This is a genomic window from Pseudomonas sp. SAR267 (genome assembly GCF_052077595.1).
GTDB classification, from domain to species: domain Bacteria; phylum Pseudomonadota; class Gammaproteobacteria; order Pseudomonadales; family Pseudomonadaceae; genus Aquipseudomonas; species Aquipseudomonas vlassakiae.
On record NZ_JBQIHU010000001.1, the window covers coordinates 4,972,929 to 4,993,677 of the forward strand.

A 20,749-nucleotide genomic window follows, 5' to 3' on the forward strand; every position below is an offset into this window, starting at 1 on the left:
CTATTTTCAGGTCCGAACAAGGTCCTGTCCAGTACTTAAGACTGCCGCAATTTAGCATTTATCGCCAGTCGCATCGCCAGTTGCAGCTGTCCGTCCAGGCAACCAGCGCTGCAATACCCGCTGCAACTCGGTGCGGCGGAACGGTTTGCTCAGGTAATCATTCATGCCGGCGGCCATGCAGCGCTCGCGGTCACCCTGCAGGGCATTGGCGGTCAAGGCGATGATCGGTAACTGCGCGCAAGCAGGCAACAGGCGGATACGCCGCGTCGCTTCGTAGCCATCGAGTTGCGGCAGGCGGCAATCCATCAGCACGGCGGCGAACGGCTGCTGGCTGACCAGCTCCACCGCTTGAAGCCCGTCGTGAGCCACGCTGACCTCCATCCCCAGGCTGCGCAACATGGCTTCGATGACGCTCTGATTGACCGGATTGTCCTCCACCAACAGGATCCGCTTGCCGACCTGAAGTGGCGCGCTGGCCGCCGAGTTGCCGGGCAGCGTTGCCGGCACGCTGCTGGCCAGCGGCAGCGGCATTTCCAGGGTAAAGGTCGAACCCAACCCCTCGCGGCTTTCACCGCGCAGCTTGCCGCCCATGCGTTCGGCCAGGGTGCGGGCGATCGACAGGCCCAGGCCGGTGCCGCCATAGCGCCGAGAAATCGAACTGTCGGCCTGCTGGAAGGCAACGAACATCATTTCCAGGCGTTCGCTGTCGATGCCGATGCCGGTGTCACGCACGCTGCAGGTGAACCACAGTGATTGCCGATCCAGCAACTGCCAGCGCGCTTCGACCTGGACCTGGCCGCGCTCGGTGAACTTCAAGGCGTTGCCGATCAGGTTGAGGAGGATCTGGCGGATGCGCGTAGGGTCGCCGATCACGTGTGGCTGTGCGCCGTCGGCCGGCAGTTGCAGGCGCAGTTCCAGGCCGCGCTGCTGTGCGCTGTGCTGGAACGACTGCACGCTGCTGGTGATAAGCTCACCCAGGTTGAACGCGATGTGTTCCAGTTCCAGCGCAGTGCGTTCGATCCGCGAGAAATCGAGGATGTCGTTGATGACCTTCAGCAGGTGCCCGGTGGACTCGCTGGCCACGGCGGTGTAGTCGGCCTGCTCGCTGGTCAGCTGGGTGGTCTCCAGCAGTTGCAGCATTCCCAGCACGCCGTTCATGGGGGTGCGCAGTTCATGGCTCATCATTGCCAGGAACTCCGACTTGGCGCCGTTGGCCTGCTCGGCTTCCTCGCGCGCCTGGATCAGCTGGGCGATGGCCCGTTTCTGCTCGGCGCTGGCCTGCTCCAGGGCGTTGGCGAGGTTGTTGATATGGCGCGCCAGGTGGCCGAGTTCGCTGTCATCGACGACCGGCAGCGGAGCGTTGTATTCGCCCTGCTGGATGGCCTTGACCGCATGGCCCATGTCACTGATCGGCTTGGCCAGGCTCATGGCCAGGCGGCGAGCGAGGAGAAAGGTGAACAGCAGGGCGAACAGCGCGAGAATGCCGGCCTTGATCACGATTTCCTGTTGGCGCTGGCTGAAGGCATCGTCCGACATGCCGACGATCACCCGTCCCAGGTAGTCGTCACCGATGGCCGGTGTCGGCGCCTTGCCCTGTTGCAGGAAGTCGCTGTCCAGGCGGATTTGCTGGAGGCGGATCGGTGCCTGGAACACTTCCACCTGCTGCGCCCGGTTGTTGCTCTCGTCCTGCTGCTCGACGTACACCAGGATGTGGTTACGGCTGTCCTGCACCTCGAGGAAGCGCACGTGCGGGATGCTCAGGGTGGCGCGCATCAGGCCTTCGAGGACTTCATTGTTACCGGAGATGACGCCGTATTCGGATGCCGGGGCCAGTTGGTTGGCAATCAGCTGCCCGGTGTGGTTCAGCTCCTGGCGCAGATCCTGGATCCGCACGAAGGTGAAAAAACTGATCAACAGCAGGGTCAGCAGCAGTGCCGGGCCTAGGCTGATGATCTGGGTGCGGGTGTGGATATCCCAGCTGAGGCGTTTGCTCATGGGGTGGGTTCTCCTTCGGCCAGGGCCTTGGCAGTGGCGTTCGGATCGATCGGTTCAAGGCCCAGGGCACGCGCTACCTGCTGGTTGCCGCTGACCCCATAGCGTGCCGGATACAGGCTGCGTGGCCAACGTGCTGGCGGCTGGTCGAGCAACTGGTCGAGCACGGCCAGCCAGTCGTCCTGGTCGCTGTAGGTACTGGCCAGGGCGCCGGCGCGAACGAAGCCGGCGTTCGGGCCGATCAGTGCCATCTGCCGGCCGTAGCTGCTGAGCAACAGGTTCTTCGCGGTCTTGGAGTTGTACAGGTCGGGGTCATCGAGGCCTAACAGTACGTCGCTGTTGGCCAGCAGATGTTGCAAGGGCCGGCTGTCGCGCTGGTCTGGCCAGTCCTGGGCGACGATCTCAAGGCCCAGTGGGCGCGCCGCCTGGCGTAGCTCGTCAAGCAGGAAGTGGCTGTGCTCACCGTACAGTACGCCGATGCGCTGGGCCTGTGGCAACAGGTAGCGGGCCAGGCGCAGTTGCCGCGCCAGCGGCGGGTCGCTCCACAGCAGGGTCAGATAAGCAGGGCGCGACTTTCCCAGGCGTTGTTCAGCCTGTACCCGGCTGATACGCATGGCCAGCGCAGGCGGCCCGCTGCTTTCGCTCAGGCGCCAGTCCAGCGCGCTGGCGTCGAGCAGCACCAGGCGCACGTCAGCCTTGAGCTGAGCGGGGCGGGGCAACGCGGCGGTGCTCTGGAAACGCACCAGGTCGTGGCCGCGGCGGCCTTGCAAGGCTTCGACGAAGCTGCGCACGCCGGGCTGCTCTTCGCTGCCGACCAGCAGGATTTCGCTGGCGGACAGCGTACCCAGTGGCCACAGGCAGAACAGCAGCAGGCGCAGCAGCCGGGCCATCAGAACTCCAGCTCCGCGCTGACGCTCAGGCGGTGGCGGCTGTCATAACGGTTCTGTTCTACCGTGGTGGGCTGGTCGTCAAGGCGTTGCTGCCACAGTGCGGCCAGCTCCAGGGTGCTGCCCTGGATGCGGAAGCGCTTGGCCACGCGCAGGTCGATGCGTTCGTAGCGATACTGGTTGAGGGCGTCGTCGCCGTAATAGAACAGTGCGCTTGACCAACCCTCGCCCCATTCGCGCATCCACCCGGCCGAGCCACTGTTGCGTGCGCTGAGGCGACGGTCGGCAGGGTTGCTGGCCCAGGCATCGACATAGGCATAGGTCAGGCGCAGGCGGTCACGTGGTGCCAGGCGCCAGTCGAGTTGCGCCTCGCTACCGCTGAAGCGGGCCTTGTTGGCATTGCTGGCGATGTACTGGTTGTTCTTCAGGGGTTCGCTGATCATTCCGGTGATCTCGTCGTAGAACAGCTTCACATCCATGTTCAGGTCGAAGTCGCTGAAGTAACCGTTATAGCCCAGCTCGCGCGAGCGCATGCGTTCCTGCTCAAGGTCTCCCGGGCCGCGGGTCTTGACGAAGTATTCGGCGTTGCGCTGGCCGAAAGCGGCCGGGCTGAGGTTCTTGACCGTGTAGCTCCAGTTGACGTTGTTCTCGAACATGTCTGGCGAACGCACGGCTTCGGAGTACACCGCACGCAGGCCGTGGCGCGGGGTGATCAGGTAGTTGATCGCCATGCGCGGAGTCAGCGAGCTGCCGGACAGTTGCGAGTTCTCGAACATCGCGCCGCCCTGAACAATCCAGTGCTCGTCGGCGCGCCATTCCAACTGGCCGAACAGGCGCCAGGTCTGGTCGTCGATACTGCCGTTGAAGTAGGTCTGCGAATCGGCGCGATCATAGCGGTAGTTCATGCCGCTCAGCAGGCGCAGGCTGTCGGTCAGGCTGAGCGTGTCCTGGACTTCCAGGTCGTACCGGGTCTCACGGGTGCTCTGGTCGACATCGCCGCAGACCACATTCTTGCCGCCCTGGTTGTTCCACTGGTCCTTGATCGCATCGACCAGCGCCTGTTCTTCGGGGTTGCTGCTGCTTGGTGGGTTGTTCGCCCCGCGGGCGACCTTTTCGGCGAAGTCGGGGTTCATCTGCCACAAGCGGGTCAGCTCGGGGCTGAACGACAGCGCCGCGTCGCAGGCGCGCCAGACCTGCTGGCGGTCGAATTGTTGGGCAGAGCCCTGCACATACAGGCTGTGCTCGGGGTTGAAGTCGATGTTCCAGCGTACCGAGCCGGCATAGTCCTTGGCGTTGACGTCGGCGTTGTTGCCGGTCTGGGTGACGTAGGGGAAGACCGGCTGATAGGTATACGGCCGCTGGTTGCTCCCTTCCTTGGCTGCCAGTTGCCACTCCAGGGTCTGGTCTGGCGCAAGAACGTGGCTGACACTGAGGTTGAAGCGGTTCAGGCGGCGGCTGTCGCGGTAATCCTGGCCGAACTGGTTCTCGTCGAAGCCATCGTCCTGCTGGCCGGACACCGACAGGCGCAGGTCGCCGCCGTCCCAGCCGAAACCATGGCTGAGGTAATAGTCGTTGATGCCATCCTGGCCGCGGGTCAGTTTCATTCGCGTGCCGTGGCTGTCGGCCGGGTTGCGGGTAAGGATGTTCACCACCGCCATCAATGCGTTGGCGCCGTAGCTGACGGTGTTGGGGCCGCGGAACACCTCGATGCGCTCGATGTCCTCGATGGCGACCGGGATGTCGCTCCAGTCCACCGTGGCCAGGCCGGCCCGGTACACCGAGCGGCCGTCGATCAGTACCTGCATGCGTCGCGCATCGTTGACGTTGCTGCCGTGGTAATTGACGGTCGGCTGGTTGCCGGCGCCATAGCCGACCATCATGCCCGGCACCAGGCGCAGCAGTTCGGGAATATCGCGGGCGCCGCTGGCGCGGATCAGCTCGTTGTCGAGCACGGTCATGCTGCCCGGTACCGCAGCAGGGGATTGTTTCAGCCGCGTGGCGGTCAGAACCTGCGGCAGGTCGGTGTTGTCGATGAACAAGTCATCGGCCATGGCCGAGCCGCCGAGCAAGGCAGTCAGCAACAGCAGGCGAGGGTAAGGGGGCGGGCCGGGGAACACAGGACTGCCTTGTCTCAGGATTGAAACAGGCATGGTAACTGACCGGGAGGGTTTTGCCAGTGGGCTGCGAGGATATACCGGCTTGGGATGGTGTTTGCGGTGGGGGGGCATGACTTGAGGGTTTTAGCGCTTGTAGGAGTGCATGCCTTGAGGGTTCCTGCGCCTGTGAGATCGAGCGCCGCCCGCGCGGCGCATCGCGGGCAAGCCCGCTCCCACATCTGTTTCGGGCCAGTTACTCCTGTCCCGCCAACAGGATCCGCCTTGGTGCATGACAATAGATCAATGAAAAGCAGTAGTGCCCCCCACCATATCGAGAGGAACGAACAGGGCGGTCCCTGTTGGCCTCACAGGAGAGATTGGCCCGAAACAGATGTGGGAGCGGGCTTGCCCGCGATGCGCCGCGCGGGCGGCGCTCGATCTCACAGGCGCTGAAAGACTCAAGGCAGGCACCTCTCGACCCACCACTGGTTCTGTAGCAGGCGACCCGTATAATGTTCAGGTCGCCACTAACTTAATGGCTTTAACGGATTGATTATGACTGAACAGCAACCTGTTGCAGTTCTGGGAGGCGGCAGCTTCGGCACCGCCGTGGCGAACCTGTTGGCCGAAAATGGCGTGCCGGTGCGCCAATGGATGCGCGACCCCGAGCAGGCCGAGGCGATGCGGGTCAACCGCGAGAACCCGCGCTACCTCAAGGGTATCCGCCTGCAGGACGGTGTCGAACCGGTCAACGACCTGCTGGCCACCTTGCAAACCAGCGACCTGATCTTCGTCGCGCTGCCGTCGAGTGCCCTGCGCAGTGTGCTGGCGCCCCATGCCGAGCTGCTGCGCGGCAAATACCTGGTCAGCCTGACCAAAGGCATCGAGGCGCAGAGCTTCAAGCTGATGAGCCAGATCCTCGAGGAAATCGCCCCCGAGGCCCGCATCGGCGTGCTTTCCGGCCCCAACCTGGCCCGCGAGATCGCCGAACACGCCCTGACCGCAACCGTGGTCGCCAGTGAAGACGAGCAGTTGTGCCAGCAGGTGCAGGCCGTGTTGCATGGGCGCACCTTCAGGGTCTACGCCAGCAGTGATCGCTTCGGTGTCGAGCTGGGTGGTGCGCTGAAGAACGTCTACGCGATCATCGCTGGCATGGCCGTGGCCTTGGGGATGGGTGAAAACACCAAGAGCATGCTCATCACCCGCGCCCTGGCCGAGATGACCCGCTTCGCTGTGAGCCAGGGCGCCAACCCCATGACTTTCCTTGGCCTGGCCGGTGTCGGTGACCTGATCGTCACCTGCTCCTCGCCCAAGAGCCGCAACTACCAGGTCGGTCACGCCCTGGGCCAGGGCCTTAGCCTGGAGCAGGCCGTCAGCCGCCTGGGCGAGGTGGCCGAAGGGGTCAATACGCTCAAGGTGCTCAAGGCCAAGGCCCAGGAGGTGCAGGTCTACATGCCGCTGGTGGCCGGCCTGCACGCCATCCTCTTCGAGGGGCGCACGCTGAACCAGGTGATCGAGCACCTGATGCGCGCCGAACCAAAGACCGACGTCGATTTCATTTCCATCAGTGGTTTCAATTAAGCCAAGGAGCAGCACATGAACGATACCCCCGAACGCGCCCAGCGCGAGTCGATCATCCTGCGGGTGCTGTGGATGCTGGTGTTCCTGGTGGTTTGGCAACTGGCCGAGCTGCTGCTCGGCGGCCTGGTACTGGTGCAGCTGATCTACCGCCTGGTCTATGGCGCACCGAGCGCCAGCCTGATGAACTTCGGTGACAGCCTTAGCCAGTACCTGGCGCAGATCGGCCGCTTCGGGACCTTCCAAACTGACCAGAAGCCTTGGCCGTTCGCCGATTGGCCGACTGCACGTGCCCCGGAAGGCGAGGCGCCCCACGTCGTGGCCCCGGCGCCGCACCCGGTGCGTGACGAGGAGCCCAAGCTGTGAAGCTGTGGGTGCTGCGCCACGGTGAGGCCGAGCCACGCGCCAATACCGATGCCGAGCGGCGCCTGACCGGCCATGGCCGCGAGCAGGTACTGCACAGTGCAGCCCGGCTGCTTGGCCAACCGTTGCAGGCGATCATTGCCAGCCCATATGTCAGGGCACAACAGACAGCGGCCTTGGTGCATGACACCCTGGGCTTCGCTGAAGCCGTGCGCACCGTGCCGTGGCTGACACCTGACAGCGAGGTGCGGCTGGTGATCGGCGAGATCGAGCGCCTGGGCCTGGAGCATGTGTTGCTGGTCAGCCACCAGCCATTGGTAGGTTCGCTGGTGGGCATGCTCGAGCATGGCCACCTGCAGCAGCCGGCGCCCATGAGCACTGCCAGCCTGGCGGAACTGGAAGGCGACTGGCCGCTGGCAGGGCTGATGACATTGCGCGCCCTCAATTGCCCTGAGTGAGCGAAAGCAACTGGCATTTTTGCCAGTTGCCAGCCATGTGCCGCCGGCGGATGCTTGGCACCAGATTGTTGAACAGGTGACAGGGCAGGGAGCTTTGGATGAGTGGTTTGATGCACGAGCTTCTGCGCTCTCTGGATCTGCAACCCACGATTGAAGCCGTACAGCGTGACAAACCACTCGATTTCGCCCGGCACGCCCTGTTGCGCGAGGCCGCCGACGCCAAGCTCCGGCACCTGCAGGGCAAAATCCGTAGCCAGACAGTGCCCCCTGCTCAAGACAAGCTGGTACTCGAACAGGATCTGCTTGAACTGCAACAGTCGTGCATGCGCATGTCCCAGTTGCTGCAAACCAGCTGCCTGGCCTTGCGCCGGCTGCAACTGGATGTCCATGACCAACGCCTGGCCCGTGAGGCGTTGGAAAGCCAGATCGCCTACATGCAAGCCTGTCTGCGCCGCTCGCTGGCGAGTTTCGACGAGTCGGCATGACCTGATTGCCCTTGGCGATGACATATACAGACGTTGCCGAGAACCGGTGCGATGCCGACAATGGGCCATCATCCCGTCCGGACCAGGCGCCATGTCGCAGCAGATCTTCTTCGCCCATGCCAACGGTTTTCCCTCGGCCACCTACGGCAAGCTGTTCGCCGCCCTGGCGCCGGATTATCAGGTCAGTCACCTGGCCCAACATGCCCATGACCCGCGATTTCCGGTCAACGACAACTGGCAGAACCTGGTTGACGAACTGCTGCACCACCTGGCGCAGCAGGCGGCGCCGGTGTGGGGTGTCGGCCATTCGCTGGGCGGCGTGCTGCACCTGCACGCCGCCTTGCGCCGGCCTGAACTGTACCGCGGCGTGGTGATGCTCGACTCGCCGGTATTGACCCGAGCTGACCAGTGGCTGCTGCGTACCGCCAAGCGCTTTGGCTTCATCGACCGCATCACCCCCGCTGGCCGGACCCTCGGGCGGCGTGAAGCCTTCACCGACCGTGACAGTGCACGTGACTACTTCGCCAGCAAATCGCTGTTCCGTCACTTCGACCCCGATTGCCTGGAGGCCTACCTCGAGCATGGCCTGCAGCCGGCCGAGCAGGGCTTGCGCCTGCGCTTCGACCCGGCCACCGAGATCAGCATCTACCGCAGCATCCCGCACGCCAGCCCGGCGCCTGCGCGCCAGTTGCAGGTGCCCTTGGCGATGGTGCGCGGCGAACGCAGCAATGTCATCCGCCGGCACCATGCACTGGCGGTGCGCGGCATGGCTCGGGGCGAATACCACAGTGTGCCGGGCGGGCATATGTTCCCGCTGGAACGGCCGACCGACACGGCCAGCCTGATCAAGGGCCTGTTCGACCGCTGGAGCCAGGCATGAGCGCGCAGGTCGAGGAAATCCGCCTGAGCCTGGGCCATATCGAGCTGGCTGCGCACCTGTTCGGCCCGGCCGATGGGCTGCCGGTGCTTGCTCTGCACGGCTGGCTGGACAACGCCAACAGCTTCTCCCGCCTGGCCCCGCAGTTGAAGGGGCTGCGCATCGTTGCCCTCGACCTGGCCGGGCACGGTTATTCCGAGCACCGCCCGTTGGGCGCGGGTTACGCCTTGGCCGATTACGCGCACGATGTGTTGCGGGTGGCCGAACAGCTGGGCTGGCAACGGTTTGCCCTGCTCGGGCATTCGTTGGGCGCGATCATCTCGGTGCAGCTGGCCGGTGCCTTGCCCGATCGGGTCAGCCACCTGGCATTGATCGACGGTGTCATTCCCCCGACCGGCGCCGAGCAGGATGCCGCCGAGCGCCTGGGCATGGCCCTGCAGGCCCAGCTGCGCCTCGATGGCAAGCGCAAGTCGGTTTACCCGACCCTGGAGGAGGGCGTGCAGGCGCGTATGAAAGGCATGGTTGCGGTCAGCCGCGATGCTGCCGAGCGGCTGGCCCAGCGCGGCCTGATGCCAGTGCCCGGCGGTTACAGCTGGCGCAGCGACAGTCGCCTGACCTTGCCATCGCCCGTGCGCCTGAGCCAGGCCCAGGCCATGGCCTACGTGCGACGGGTGAGCTGCCCGGCGAGCCTGGTGGTGGCGGCCGACGGCATGCTGGTGCGTCACGGCGAACTGCTGGAGCAGCTACCCTTTGAGCAGACGGTGCTGCCCGGCGGGCATCACCTGCACCTGAACGACGAACAGGGCGCGGCCCTTGTCGCAGACTGTTTCAATCGCTTCTTTGGCTTTACTTGACTTGCACCGGACAAGTGTCGAGGCTTGGCGGGTTGAACAGGGAGACAACCATGCAACTGCCAGACATCCTGGAGCTTCAACCCGGCGCGCTGCGCCCTCTGGTTCGCCGATGAGCGCGCCCGTTTCCATCCGTGCCGCCGTTGCCGCCTGCCTTGCACTGGCCAGCCCCTTGCTGTGGGCCGGCAGCCTGCCTGTACCCGTGGACGCCAAGGTGGTCGACCAGCGCCCGGCCGTGGAGCAGGAGCGCGTCTACCCCATGGGCCCGCTGCGCAAGATCAGTGGCCGCCTGCGCGTCGAAGACAAGATCGAAAGCCGTGGCCAGGTCAGCTCGGTCACCTATGAACTGCCGGTCGAGCGTAGCGCCCGCGAAGCCTTCACCAGCGCCCGTGAAGCGCTGCAGCACGATGGCGGTTATCCGTTGTTCTGGTGCCAGGGCCGCGATTGCGGCGAAGGCAGCCTGTGGGCCAACGACGTGTTCGCCAATGCGCGGCTGAACGGCGGCGACGAACAGCAGGCGTTCATCCTGCTGCGTCGCTCGGCCGAAGAGGCCGACACCCTGGTGGCGCTGTACAGCGTCACCCGTGGCAACCGCCGTGCCTACCTGCATGTGGAAGAATTCGTCGCCAGCAGCCCGCTGGGCGAGATACTGCCCACGGCCGCCACGGTGCTGCGTGAAATGCGCGACACCGGCAAGCTTGACTACCCAGACCTGGCCGCGCCACAGGCAGGCTGGGTGACCTTGCTGGCGCGCAGCCTGAACCTCGACAGCACCTTGCGGGCAAGCCTGAGTGGCGCCCAGGCCGAGGCGTGGCGCGAGCAACTGGTCAAGGCTGGCGTGCGAGATGGCCGGCTCGAACTCGGCAACGCAGCCACCGACGGCCTGCACCTGGAACTGATCCGTTGAGTGAGCGCCGCCATGGCCAACAATGACCGCCTGCTGATCCAGATTTTGCTGCTGACGCTGCTGGGCGCTGCCCTGTGGGTCATGGCGCCGTTCATATCCGCGTTGCTGTGGGGCGCCATCCTGGCCTTCGCCAGCTGGCCCCTGATGCGCTTGTTGACGCGTGTGCTGGGCGGGCGTGAAACCCTGGCCGCCAGCCTGTTGACCACGGCCTGGATCCTGATCGTGGCCTTGCCGCTGGTGTGGCTGGGCTTCAACCTGGCCGACCACATCCGCGACGCCACCGCTTTTGTGCGTGACGTGCAGGTCGATGGCCTGCCCGATGCACCTGACTGGCTCGGCGGTATTCCCTTGGTCGGCGACCGCCTGGCCAATTGGTGGCAATCCCTCGATCAACAGGGCGCGGCCTTGCTGGCGTCAGTCAAGCCGTATCTGGGGCAGGTCGGCAACTGGTTGCTGGCTCGCAGTGCGCAGATCGGCAGCGGTGTGCTGGAGCTGACCCTGAGCCTGGTATTCGTGTTCTTCTTCTACCGCGACGGGCCACGCCTGTCGGCCTTCGTGCTGCGGCTGCTGAACCGGCTGGTGGGCGAGCGGGCCGATTACTACCTGGAACTGGTGGCAGGTACTGTGCAACGGGTGGTCAACGGCGTGATCGGCACGGCGGCGGCCCAAGCCCTGCTGGCACTGATCGGCTTCCTGATCGCCGGGGTACCCGGGGCGATCGTGCTGGGGCTGGTAACCTTCATGCTCAGCCTGATCCCGATGGGGCCACCGCTGGCCTGGATCCCGGCGACCGGCTGGCTGGTGTGGAAGGGCGAGTACGGCATGGCCGTGTTCCTGGGGATCTGGGGCACCTTCGTCATCAGCGGCGTGGACAACGTGCTCAAACCGTACCTCATCAGCCGCGGCGGCAACTTGCCGCTGGTGATCGTGTTGCTCGGCGTATTCGGCGGGTTGATCGCCTTTGGCTTCATCGGCCTGTTCATCGGGCCGACCCTGCTGGCGGTCGGCTACAGCCTGCTGCTGGACTGGAGCCGTAACTCTGCGCAAGCCCCGCAATAACCTGTACGGGCCTCTTCGCAGGCATGCCCCCACCAGGGTTACGCGAACCCTGTGGGAGCGGGCGAGCCCGCGAAGAGGCCGGCACAGAAAACCCTGTACTTTGATTTTTACGCATTCTTTATTGCCATCCCCACCCCCCGATCTCGCCCCTTTACGCCCCTCCCTCGGACAATTCCCTCAAAGCGGCCCAGGCCGCACTACGGGGGAGTCTCACTCATGTACATGCTCGACGGGTTGTCACTGCTGCTGGCAGTGGCCTTGGCGGTTTACCTGCTGGTAGCGCTGCTGCGCGCCGATCGCAGCTAGGGAGCGGCCATGCACAGTTACGATTACCTTTTGCTGTTGGCCTTCTTCGCCATCGTGCTGTTGCCGGCACCCTGGCTCGGGCGCTTTTATTACAAGGTCATGGAAGGGCAGCGCACCTGGCTGACCCCCGTGCTTGGGCCTGTGGAGCGTGGCTGTTACCGCCTGGCCGGCGTGCGCGCCGATCAAGAGCAGAACTGGAAGCAGTACACCCTGGCCCTGCTGGCCTTCAACCTGGCAGGTTTCCTGCTGCTGTTCAGCGTGCTCCTGCTGCAGGGCTACCTGCCACTCAACCCGCAGCACCTGCCCGGCCAGGAATGGTCGCTGGCATTCAACACGGCGGCAAGCTTCGTCACCAACACCAACTGGCAGGCCTACAGCGGTGAGGCTTCGGTCAGCTACCTGAGCCAGATGCTCGGCCTGACCGTGCAGAACTTCGTCAGTGCCGCCACTGGCCTGGCCGTGCTGGTTGCGCTGTGCCGGGGCATCGCCCGGCGCTCCGCCACCCACCTGGGCAACTTCTGGGTCGACATGACCCGCGCCACTCTCTACGGCCTGCTGCCGCTGTGCCTGCTGCTGGCGCTGCTATTGGTGTGGCAGGGCGTGCCGCAGACCTTCGCCGACTATGCCCACGCCGTGACCCTGCAAGGCGCTGACCAGACCATCCCATTGGGCCCGGCCGCCAGCCAGATCGCCATCAAGCAGCTGGGCACCAATGGCGGTGGCTTCTTCGGCGTCAACTCGGCACACCCATTCGAAAACCCTACGGCCTGGAGCAACCTGTTCGAGGTAGCCTCGATCATCCTGATCCCGGTGGCGCTGGTGTTCACCTTCGGCCACTACGTCAAGGACCTGCGCCAGAGCCGCGCCATCATCGCCTGCATGCTTGGCCTGTTCCTGCTTGGCGGCGCCACGGCGCTGTGGTCGGAATACCAGCCGAACCCGGCGCTGGAGAGCGCCCAGGTGCAGCAGAGCGCGCCCATGGAGGGCAAGGAAAGCCGTTTCGGCACCACCGGCTCGGTGTTGTGGACGGTGACCACCACGGCGGCCTCCAATGGCTCGGTCAACGCCATGCACGACAGCCTCAACCCGCTGACCGGCATGGTCGCGATGGTCAACATGATGGTCGGTGAAGTGATCTTCGGCGGTGTCGGTGCCGGGCTCTACGGCATGCTGCTGTTCGTGCTGATCGCTGTGTTCCTGGCCGGGTTGATGATCGGCCGGACGCCAGAATACCTGGGCAAGAAACTGCAGGCGCGGGAAGTGCAGCTGCTGGTGGCTACCTTGCTGGTGATGCCGGTCGGCGTGCTGGTGTTCGCCGCCATCGCCGCCAGCCTGCCAGGGCCTGCCAGCGCGGTCAGCAACCCAGGCGCCCATGGCTTCAGCCAGCTGCTTTACGCCTATACCTCGGCCACTGCCAACAACGGCTCGGCGTTCGCCGGGTTTGGTGCCAACACGGTGTTCCACAACGTGATGATCGGCCTGGCCATGCTGATCGGCCGCTTCGGCTACATCCTGCCGATCCTGGCCCTGGCCGGCAGCCTGGCGGCGAAGAAGAGCGCGCCGCAGAGCAGCAACAGTTTCCCCACCCACGGCCCGCTGTTCGCCTGCCTGTTGCTGGTGACCATCCTGCTGGTCGGTGGCCTGACCTTCCTGCCGACCCTGGCCCTCGGGCCGATCGCCGAACAACTGAGCCTGGGTTTCTGAGGAATCATCCATGAACATGCCCATTCCTGAAGTGAAAGCCTCACACAGCGCCAAGGATCAGACCCGTTTCGCGGCCCTGTGGCGCCCGGCGCTGGTGCAGGCCTTCGTCAAACTCGACCCGCGCCAGCTGAAGCGGGCACCGGTGATGTTGGTGGTCGCCCTGACCGCCATCCTCACCACCGCATTGTGTTTCGCGCCTGACAATGGTGTCAGCAGCGGCGTCGCCGCGCAGATTGCCCTGTGGCTGTGGTTCACCGTGCTGTTCGCCAACTTCGCCGAAGCCCTTGCCGAAGGCCGTGGCAAAGCCCGCGCCGACAGCCTCAAGGCGGGTAGCCAGGGGCTGACGGCACAGCGCCGCAAGCGCGATGGCAGTTTCGAAAGCGTCGCCGCCACGGCGCTGCGCAAGGACGATGTGGTGCGGGTGGTGGCTGGCGAGATGATCCCTGGCGACGGCGAGGTACTCGAAGGCATCGCGGCGGTCAACGAAGCGGCCATCACCGGCGAATCCGCACCGGTCATCCGCGAATCCGGCGGCGACCGCTCGGCCGTGACCGGCAACACCCGGCTGGTCTCGGACTGGCTGCTGATCCGCATCACCAGCAACCCTGGCGAGTCGACCCTGGACCGCATGATTGCCCTGGTCGAAGGCGCCAAACGGCAGAAGACCCCCAACGAAATCGCCCTCGACATCCTGCTGATCGGCCTGACCCTGATCTTCCTGATCGTGGTGGTGACCCTGCAGCCGTTCGCCCACTTTGCTGGAGGCAGCCTGCCGCTGATCTTCCTCGCTGCGCTGCTGGTGACGCTGATCCCCACCACCATCGGCGGCCTGCTCTCGGCCATCGGCATCGCCGGCATGGACCGCCTGGTGCGCCTGAATGTGATCGCCCGCTCCGGCCGCGCGGTCGAGGCGGCCGGCGACGTGCACACGTTGATGCTCGACAAGACCGGCACCATTACCTTCGGCAACCGCCGCTGCAGCGCCCTGCATGCGGCCCCGGGCGTGACCGCCAAGGAACTGGGGGAGGGGGCCTTGCTTGCTTCACTGGCCGACGACACGGCCGAAGGCAAGTCGATCGTCGAGTACCTGCGCCAGTTGCACGACTTCGTCGAACCGTCAGCCGGGCAGTACCAGGCCATCGCCTTCAGTGCCGAAACCCGCCTGTCGGGCATCGACTTCCAGCAGCGCCGCTACCGCAAGGGTGCCGTGGATGCCGTGTTGGCCTTCGTCGGCATGCAGCGCCTGGACTTGCCTGCCGCCCTGGCCCGTGAAGTGGAGCGCATCGCCCAGAGCGGTGGCACCCCGCTGCTGGTGTGCGTGGACAAACGCCTGCTCGGCGTGATCCACCTCAAGGACGTGGTCAAGCCGGGCATCCGCGAACGTTTCGCCGAGCTGCGCAAGCTGGGCATCCGCACCGTGATGGTGACCGGTGACAACCCGCTGACCGCCGCCGCCATCGCGGCCGAGGCCGGGGTGGACGACGTGCTCGCCGAAGCCACGCCGGAGAAGAAGCTGGCACGTATCCGCCAGGAGCAGAACGATGGCCGCCTGGTGGCGATGTGCGGCGACGGCGCCAACGATGCCCCGGCGCTGGCCCAGGCCGACGTCGGCATGGCCATGAACGATGGCACCCAGGCCGCGCGCGAGGCGGCCAACATGGTCGACCTGGACAGCGACCCGACCAAGCTGCTGGACGTGGTACAGGTGGGCAAGGAACTGCTGGTGACCCGCGGTGCGCTGACCACCTTCTCCATCGCCAACGACGTGGCCAAGTACTTCGCCATCCTGCCGGCGCTGTTCGCCGCCATCTACCCGCAGCTTGGCGTGCTCAACCTGATGCACCTGGCCAGCCCGCAGAGTGCGATCCTCTCGGCGATCGTGTTCAACGCGCTGATCATCATCGCGCTCATCCCGCTGGCCCTGCGCGGCGTGCGCGTGCAGGCGGCGAGCGCGGCGCACCTGCTGCGGCGCAACCTGCTGATCTATGGGCTGGGCGGCATCCTGGTGCCGTTTGCCGGGATCAAGCTGATCGACCTGCTGCTCACCGCCCTGCACCTGGTCTGAGGAGGCCATCATGAATCGTTACGTACGCCCGGCGCTGAGCCTGATCCTGCTGATGACCGTGGTCACCGGCGCCCTTTACCCGCTGGCGGTGACCGGGGTTGCGCAACTGGCGTTCCCCGAGCAGGCCAATGGCAGCCTGGTGCGCGATGAGCTCGGGCAGGTGCGGGGTTCGGCCTTGATCGCCCAGGATTTCCAGGGTGATGGCTGGTTCCATTCAAGGCCTTCGGCCGGTGCCTTTGCCACCGTCGCCAGTGGCGCGAGCAACCTGGCACCGAGCAACCCGGCGCTGGCCGAACGGGTCAAGGGCGATGCGGCGGTGCTGTACCAGGCGCAGCTGGGGCCGGTGCCGCAGGCGTTGCTGACCACCTCGGGCAGCGGTCTGGACCCGCACTTGCCACCGCAAGCCGTGGCCTATCAGATTCCTCGGGTAGCGGCAGCGCGGCAGGTGCCCGTAGAGCGCTTGCAAGCCTTGCTGGAAGAGGCCACCCTCCACCCATTGATCGGGCCACCGGTGGTCAATGTGCTGGCCCTGAACCAGGCACTGGAACATCTTTGACCGGGGCCGCGCTGCGGCCCTTCGCGGGCTTGCCCGCTCCCACAGGGATACCACTGGCATGAAAGCTGTGGTGATCCCTGTGGGAGCGGGCAAGCCCGCGAAGGCCTGCAGAGCAGGCCCAGGTAATACGCAATAGCGCAGATTCTGAAGGATGAAACATGAGTGACTCCACCCGCGCAGACGCGCTGTTGGCCACCCTCCCACACAGCGGTCGCGGCCGGCTCAAGGTCTTCCTCGGCGCCGCCCCCGGCGTGGGCAAGACCTTCGCCATGCTCCAGGCCGCCCACGCCCAGCAACGCCAGGGCGTGCAAGTGTTGGCCGGGGTAGTCGAAACCCACGGCCGCAGCGAAACCGAAGCGCTGCTCGGCGGCCTGCTCCAGCAACCCCTGCTGCGCAGCGAATACCGTGGCGTCACCCTCGAGGAAATGGACCTGGACGGCCTGCTCAAGGCTGCCCCGACCTTGGCCCTGGTCGACGAACTGGCCCACACCAATGCCCCCGGCAGCCGTCACGCCAAGCGCTGGCAGGACGTGCAGGAGCTGCTCGCCGCCGGCATCGACGTGTACACCACGGTCAACGTCCAGCACCTGGAAAGCCTCAACGACAAAGTTCGCGGCATCACCGGGGTGCAGGTGCGCGAAACGCTGCCGGACTGGGTGCTGCAGGAAGCCTTCGAGCTGGTGTTGATCGACCTGCCGCCGCGCGAGCTGCTCGAACGCCTGCGCGAAGGCAAGGTGTACGTGCCGGAGCAGGCACGGGCCGCCATCGATGCGTACTTCTCGCAAACCAACCTTACTGCCCTGCGCGAGCTGGCCATGCAGACCGCCGCCGCCCAGGTCGACGCCGACCTTGCCCATGGTTATCGCCTGCGCGGCGAAGCGGCGCCGGCCTTGCGTGGGCGCCTGCTGGTGGGCGTCGATGGCGATGAGCAGGCCGAGCGCCTGGTGCGCCACGCCAGCCGTGTTGCCCAGCGCCGCCACCTGCCGTGGAGCCTGGTGCACGTCGACAACGGCCGGCTGCGCGACGAAGCCGCCCGCCAGCGCCTGCAGGCGGCCCAGCAACTGGCCGAGCGCCTGGGCGGCGAGGTGGTGTTGCTGCGTGCCGGCGAAGTGGCGCGGACCTTGATTCAGCACGCCGCCGAGCGTCGCGCCAGCCTGGTGCTGGTCGGGCAATCCCGTGACCGCCTGCGCAGGCGCCTGTTCGGCGCCGGCGTCGCCACCCGACTGCTGCGGGAAAGCCACGGCCTGGAGATCAACGTGCTTGACCGCGACAGCCAGGCACGGCCGGCGCGCACGGCGGTCAGCCGGGTTTGGGTCTGGCGCCACTACCTGCTGGCGCTGCTGGCCACGGCGCTGGCAGCCGGCCTGGCCTGGGGCGTGTCGAGCGTATTGGCGTTGCCCAACATCTCGCTGGTGTTCCTCGCTGCCGTGCTGCTGGTGGCGGTGCGCAGCAGCCTGGGGCCGGCGCTGGCCTGCGCGGCGCTGTCATTCCTGACCTATGACTTCCTGTTCATTCCGCCGAACTTCTCGTTCAGCATCCAGCGCGAGGAAGACGTGCTGACGCTAGTGTTCTTCCTGCTCATGGCAGCCCTCACCGGCAACCTCGCGGCCCGCCAGCGCAGCCAGTTGCAGGCCCTGCGCGAAACCCAGGCGCAGACCAACCAGCTGCTCGACCTGTCGCGTCGACTGACCGTGGCCACCGACCGCCAGGCGGTGTTCAACGCTGCCGGTCGCCACCTCAATGGCTGGAAGGATGTGCAGGTGTGCCTGCTGGAGCGCAACAGCGAAGGGCTGCTGCACCTGGCGAGCGGCGAAGCCCAGGCCTTGAGCGACACCGAGCGTGCCGCCGCCGAGTGGGCCTGGCAGCATGGCCAGGCCGCTGGCCACGGCAGTGATACCTTGCCCAACGGGCGCTGGTGGTGGTGGCCGCTGGCGGTTGACGATCAGCCCCTGGCGCTGCTCGGTGTGCGGCCGCGTTCCGGCGAGCCGTTGAGTGCCCAGCGTCGGCGCCTGCTGATGGCCCTCGGCCAACCCCTGGCCCAGGCCCTGGCCCGTGCCAGGCTGGCCGAACAGCTTGAAGCCGCCCGCCTGCACGGCGAAACCGAACAGCTGCGCAGTGCCTTGCTCGCCTCGGTGTCCCACGACCTGCGCACCCCGCTGACGGCCATGCGCGGCAGTATCGACAGCCTGCTGGCGCTGGGTGAGGCGATCCCCGTCGAAGATCGCCGCGGGCTGCTCGAAGGCACGCGCAACGAGGCCGAACGCCTGGACCGTTACATCCAGAACCTGCTCGACATGACCCGCCTCGGCCACGGCGGTCTCAAGCTTGCCCGCGACTGGGTGGCGCCGGCCGACATTGTCGGCAGTGCCCTCAACCGGCTGCGCGCAGTGCTGGCACCGTTGCACGTGCACACCGAGGTGCCCGGCGAGCTGCCGTTGCTGTTCGTGCACGCCGCGTTGATCGAGCAGGCGCTGATCAATGTGCTGGAAAACGCCGCACGCTTCTCGCCTGCGCAAGGCCGCCTGGAGCTGCAGGTTTCGGTGCACGACGAGCAGCTGCACTTTGCCGTCAGCGACCAAGGCCCCGGCATCCCGCTGGCCGAACGCGAAAAGATCTTCGATATGTTCTACACCGCTGCCCGCGGCGATCGCGGCGGGCAGGGCACCGGCCTGGGGCTGGCGATCTGCCAGGGCATGATCGGTGCTCACGGCGGGCAGATCCTGGTCGGTGAAGGCATCGATGGCCACGGCACCTGCATCACTCTATGCTTGCCGCTGCCCCAGCAACCAGAAGCCGAAAGCGAAACCCCATGAGCCAGTCCGCCACCCTGTTGGTCATCGACGATGAACCACAGATCCGCAAGTTCCTGCGCATCAGCCTCAGTTCCCAAGGCTACAAGGTGATCGAAGCCGCCACCGGCAGCGAAGGCCTGGCCCAGGCCGCGCTGGCCAAGCCCGACCTGGTGGTGCTCGACCTGGGCCTGCCCGACATGGACGGCCAGCAGGTGCTGCGCGAGTTGCGCGAGTGGAGCGCGGTGCCGGTGCTGGTGCTGTCGGTGCGGGCCAGTGAGGTGCAGAAGGTCGACGCGCTGGATGGCGGCGCCAATGACTACGTGACCAAGCCTTTCGGCATCCAGGAGTTCCTGGCCCGGGTGCGCGCGTTGTTGCGTCAGGTGCCGCAGTCCGGTGGTAGCGAAGTGATGGCAATCTTCGGGCCGCTGGTGGTGGATTTCGCCTTTCGCAAAGTGACCCTGGAGGGAGTGGAGATCGCGCTGACGCGCAAGGAGTATGCCCTGCTGGCGCAACTGGCCGGGCATCCGGGCCGGGTGATTACCCAGCAGCAATTGCTCAAGGACATCTGGGGGCCGACCCATGTCGACGACACCCATTACCTGCGGATCGTGGTGGGGCATTTGCGGCAGAAGCTCGGCGATGACCCGACGGCGCCACGCTTTATCATTACCGAAGCGGGGGTGGGGTATCGGCTGGTGGCACCTCAGACCTGATGTGAACCCTGTGGGAGCGGGCATGCCCGCGAACACCGGCAAAGCCGGTGCCATACTCCGCGGTGCTTGCTTCGCGGGCACGCCCGTTCCCACAAGGATCGTGTGTTTCAGGCCCTGGGGGGTTCCTTTTCGAACAGCTGGCGCATGACTTCCAGATAGCGCCTTGCACCCAGGCCCAACGGCCGCGGCTTCAGCCAGATGATGTCCACCCACAGCCGCAAGCGGCTGGCCATGTTGTCAAACCGCACCTCGGCGAGTGCCCCCGAAGCAATCAACGGTTCCACCAGCGGCTGCGGCAAATACGCCCAACCCAGGCCGGACTGCACCAGATCGAGCGTTGCCAGGTAGCTGTCGGTCAACCATATCCGCCGCGACAGCACCATGCGCGGGTCCGAGCCGGTGGCCTTGCCCGAAGCCACGATGATCTGCCGCTGTTCGGCAAACGCTTCTTCAGGCAGCGGCGTGCCACTGTTGCTGCCAGCCGGATGACGCGGTGAAGCGACAGCCACCAGCAACTGGCTGCCCGCTTCGAGAAAGGACTCGCGCTCATCGATCCCCGGGCGTTCGAACACCAGCGCCAGTTGCACGCTGCCTTCATGCAGCAAGCGCACCGCTTCGGTCTGGGTCGCCGAGCGCACTTCGATCTCCAGGCTGGGAAATTCCTTCGCCAGGGTTTCCAGCGGCTGGCTCCAGCGGCCGGTCTGCAGCTCCGGGGCCATGGCGATGCTCAGGCGCTTTTCCAGCCCTTGGTGCAACTGCAGGGCCTGGGCGTCGAGCAGGTTGAGCTGGCAGATGACCTGCCTGGCTTGCGGCTCCAGCGCCAAGGCAGCACTGGTAGGCAGGGCTTTACGTGTAGCGCGGTCGAACAGGGCCAAGTCCAGCTCTGCCTCCAGTTGCGCGATGGCCATGCTCACGGCCGACGGCACCCGCCCCAGTTTGCGCGCGGCGGCAGAGAACGAACCCGCTTCCAGCACTGCGAGGAAAATTGCCAGGGAGTCGCTGCTGAAGGCCATGTCCGCAAACCTGAGGAAGAGGCCGGAAAGTATGAACACTCGCCGGC

Annotated in this window: 18 protein-coding genes; 14 read left to right on the forward strand and 4 right to left on the reverse strand. The window is 65.7% G+C overall.

Annotated features, from left to right (window positions below; all coding sequences use genetic code 11):
- Positions 1 to 51 precede the first annotated feature (51 nt).
- The 3 genes from ACTORR_RS23255 to ACTORR_RS23265 are packed head-to-tail and all read right to left on the reverse strand — an operon-like array spanning position 52 to position 5,029.
- On the reverse strand, positions 52 to 1,995 hold the full coding sequence (locus tag ACTORR_RS23255; protein ID WP_313365166.1) for an ATP-binding protein: 1,944 nt from the start codon (positions 1,993 to 1,995) through the stop codon (positions 52 to 54).
- Positions 1,992 to 2,882, reverse strand: coding sequence for an ABC transporter substrate-binding protein (locus tag ACTORR_RS23260; RefSeq protein WP_262110060.1), 891 nt, complete (start codon positions 2,880 to 2,882; stop codon positions 1,992 to 1,994). The genes ACTORR_RS23255 and ACTORR_RS23260 overlap by 4 nt, the downstream gene beginning before the upstream one ends.
- Positions 2,882 to 5,029, reverse strand: coding sequence for a TonB-dependent receptor plug domain-containing protein (locus tag ACTORR_RS23265; RefSeq protein WP_441343912.1), 2,148 nt, complete (start codon positions 5,027 to 5,029; stop codon positions 2,882 to 2,884). Before ACTORR_RS23265 ends, ACTORR_RS23260 begins: the two co-directional genes overlap by 1 nt.
- A gap of 501 nt (positions 5,030 to 5,530) precedes the next feature.
- Between ACTORR_RS23265 and ACTORR_RS23270 the strand changes: the two genes are divergently transcribed.
- From ACTORR_RS23270 to ACTORR_RS23335, 14 genes are all read left to right on the forward strand, one after another.
- A complete protein-coding gene (locus ACTORR_RS23270; RefSeq protein WP_054884039.1) occupies positions 5,531 to 6,556 on the forward strand; it encodes an NAD(P)H-dependent glycerol-3-phosphate dehydrogenase in 1,026 nt (341 codons plus the stop codon).
- A 15-nt stretch (positions 6,557 to 6,571) separates the two neighbouring features.
- Positions 6,572 to 6,919, forward strand: coding sequence for a DUF4389 domain-containing protein (locus tag ACTORR_RS23275; protein ID WP_313365061.1), 348 nt, complete (start codon positions 6,572 to 6,574; stop codon positions 6,917 to 6,919).
- Positions 6,916 to 7,374: a phosphohistidine phosphatase SixA gene (sixA, locus tag ACTORR_RS23280; protein ID WP_313365062.1), complete on the forward strand. Its 459-nt coding sequence runs from the start codon at positions 6,916 to 6,918 to the stop codon at positions 7,372 to 7,374. Before ACTORR_RS23275 ends, sixA begins: the two co-directional genes overlap by 4 nt.
- Before the next feature lie 110 nt (positions 7,375 to 7,484).
- Complete coding sequence (locus tag ACTORR_RS23285; RefSeq protein WP_313365063.1) at positions 7,485 to 7,859, forward strand: hypothetical protein; 375 nt, start codon at positions 7,485 to 7,487, stop codon at positions 7,857 to 7,859.
- 91 nt (positions 7,860 to 7,950) lie between these two features.
- The gene (locus ACTORR_RS23290; RefSeq protein ID WP_054884036.1) at positions 7,951 to 8,739 is read left to right on the forward strand and encodes an alpha/beta fold hydrolase; all 789 of its coding nucleotides are present in this window, start codon (positions 7,951 to 7,953) and stop codon (positions 8,737 to 8,739) included.
- A complete protein-coding gene (locus tag ACTORR_RS23295; protein ID WP_313365064.1) occupies positions 8,736 to 9,590 on the forward strand; it encodes an alpha/beta hydrolase in 855 nt (284 codons plus the stop codon). The genes ACTORR_RS23290 and ACTORR_RS23295 overlap by 4 nt, the downstream gene beginning before the upstream one ends.
- A gap of 109 nt (positions 9,591 to 9,699) precedes the next feature.
- Positions 9,700 to 10,494 (forward strand): DUF4892 domain-containing protein, encoded by a 795-nt coding sequence (locus tag ACTORR_RS23300; protein WP_054884034.1) that lies wholly within the window; start codon positions 9,700 to 9,702, stop codon positions 10,492 to 10,494.
- Positions 10,495 to 10,506: 12 nt separating this feature from the next.
- Positions 10,507 to 11,553: an AI-2E family transporter gene (locus ACTORR_RS23305; RefSeq protein WP_313365065.1), complete on the forward strand. Its 1,047-nt coding sequence runs from the start codon at positions 10,507 to 10,509 to the stop codon at positions 11,551 to 11,553.
- A gap of 216 nt (positions 11,554 to 11,769) precedes the next feature.
- Positions 11,770 to 11,859 carry a K(+)-transporting ATPase subunit F gene (gene kdpF, locus ACTORR_RS23310; RefSeq protein ID WP_033696222.1) on the forward strand — a complete coding sequence of 30 codons (90 nt, stop codon included), beginning with the start codon at positions 11,770 to 11,772 and terminating at the stop codon, positions 11,857 to 11,859.
- A 9-nt stretch (positions 11,860 to 11,868) separates the two neighbouring features.
- Entirely contained in the window at positions 11,869 to 13,563 is a 1,695-nt protein-coding gene (kdpA, locus tag ACTORR_RS23315) for a potassium-transporting ATPase subunit KdpA (protein WP_099814134.1), read from the forward strand.
- A 10-nt stretch (positions 13,564 to 13,573) separates the two neighbouring features.
- Positions 13,574 to 15,628, forward strand: coding sequence for a potassium-transporting ATPase subunit KdpB (kdpB, locus tag ACTORR_RS23320; RefSeq protein WP_441343913.1), 2,055 nt, complete (start codon positions 13,574 to 13,576; stop codon positions 15,626 to 15,628).
- A 10-nt stretch (positions 15,629 to 15,638) separates the two neighbouring features.
- Positions 15,639 to 16,184, forward strand: a complete 546-nt coding sequence (gene kdpC, locus ACTORR_RS23325; protein WP_313365067.1) for a potassium-transporting ATPase subunit KdpC — start codon at positions 15,639 to 15,641, stop codon at positions 16,182 to 16,184.
- Between the two features lie 158 nt (positions 16,185 to 16,342).
- Entirely contained in the window at positions 16,343 to 18,997 is a 2,655-nt protein-coding gene (locus tag ACTORR_RS23330; protein WP_313365068.1) for a sensor histidine kinase KdpD, read from the forward strand.
- On the forward strand, positions 18,994 to 19,689 hold the full coding sequence (locus ACTORR_RS23335) for a response regulator (protein ID WP_054884029.1): 696 nt from the start codon (positions 18,994 to 18,996) through the stop codon (positions 19,687 to 19,689). The genes ACTORR_RS23330 and ACTORR_RS23335 overlap by 4 nt, the downstream gene beginning before the upstream one ends.
- A gap of 107 nt (positions 19,690 to 19,796) precedes the next feature.
- Here the strand turns inward: ACTORR_RS23335 and ACTORR_RS23340 are convergent, their stop codons facing one another.
- Positions 19,797 to 20,702 carry a LysR family transcriptional regulator gene (locus tag ACTORR_RS23340; RefSeq protein ID WP_054884028.1) on the reverse strand — a complete coding sequence of 302 codons (906 nt, stop codon included), beginning with the start codon at positions 20,700 to 20,702 and terminating at the stop codon, positions 19,797 to 19,799.
- Positions 20,703 to 20,749 lie beyond the last annotated feature (47 nt).

What these genes read in the sequence shown, in the direction of transcription:
- ACTORR_RS23255 (WP_313365166.1), bottom strand. Translation starts at nt 1,995, where the DNA reads ATGAGCAAACGCCTCAGCTGGGATATCCACACCCGCACCCAGATCATC.
- ACTORR_RS23260 (WP_262110060.1), bottom strand. Translation starts at nt 2,882, where the DNA reads ATGGCCCGGCTGCTGCGCCTGCTGCTGTTCTGCCTGTGGCCACTGGGT.
- ACTORR_RS23265 (WP_441343912.1), bottom strand. Translation starts at nt 5,029, where the DNA reads ATGCCTGTTTCAATCCTGAGACAAGGCAGTCCTGTGTTCCCCGGCCCG.
- ACTORR_RS23270 (WP_054884039.1), top strand. Translation starts at nt 5,531, where the DNA reads ATGACTGAACAGCAACCTGTTGCAGTTCTGGGAGGCGGCAGCTTCGGC.
- ACTORR_RS23275 (WP_313365061.1), top strand. Translation starts at nt 6,572, where the DNA reads ATGAACGATACCCCCGAACGCGCCCAGCGCGAGTCGATCATCCTGCGG.
- ACTORR_RS23285 (WP_313365063.1), top strand. Translation starts at nt 7,485, where the DNA reads ATGCACGAGCTTCTGCGCTCTCTGGATCTGCAACCCACGATTGAAGCC.
- ACTORR_RS23290 (WP_054884036.1), top strand. Translation starts at nt 7,951, where the DNA reads ATGTCGCAGCAGATCTTCTTCGCCCATGCCAACGGTTTTCCCTCGGCC.
- ACTORR_RS23295 (WP_313365064.1), top strand. Translation starts at nt 8,736, where the DNA reads ATGAGCGCGCAGGTCGAGGAAATCCGCCTGAGCCTGGGCCATATCGAG.
- ACTORR_RS23300 (WP_054884034.1), top strand. Translation starts at nt 9,700, where the DNA reads ATGAGCGCGCCCGTTTCCATCCGTGCCGCCGTTGCCGCCTGCCTTGCA.
- ACTORR_RS23305 (WP_313365065.1), top strand. Translation starts at nt 10,507, where the DNA reads ATGGCCAACAATGACCGCCTGCTGATCCAGATTTTGCTGCTGACGCTG.
- kdpF (WP_033696222.1), top strand. Translation starts at nt 11,770, where the DNA reads ATGTACATGCTCGACGGGTTGTCACTGCTGCTGGCAGTGGCCTTGGCG.
- kdpA (WP_099814134.1), top strand. Translation starts at nt 11,869, where the DNA reads ATGCACAGTTACGATTACCTTTTGCTGTTGGCCTTCTTCGCCATCGTG.
- kdpB (WP_441343913.1), top strand. Translation starts at nt 13,574, where the DNA reads ATGAACATGCCCATTCCTGAAGTGAAAGCCTCACACAGCGCCAAGGAT.
- kdpC (WP_313365067.1), top strand. Translation starts at nt 15,639, where the DNA reads ATGAATCGTTACGTACGCCCGGCGCTGAGCCTGATCCTGCTGATGACC.
- ACTORR_RS23330 (WP_313365068.1), top strand. Translation starts at nt 16,343, where the DNA reads ATGAGTGACTCCACCCGCGCAGACGCGCTGTTGGCCACCCTCCCACAC.
- ACTORR_RS23335 (WP_054884029.1), top strand. Translation starts at nt 18,994, where the DNA reads ATGAGCCAGTCCGCCACCCTGTTGGTCATCGACGATGAACCACAGATC.
- ACTORR_RS23340 (WP_054884028.1), bottom strand. Translation starts at nt 20,702, where the DNA reads ATGGCCTTCAGCAGCGACTCCCTGGCAATTTTCCTCGCAGTGCTGGAA.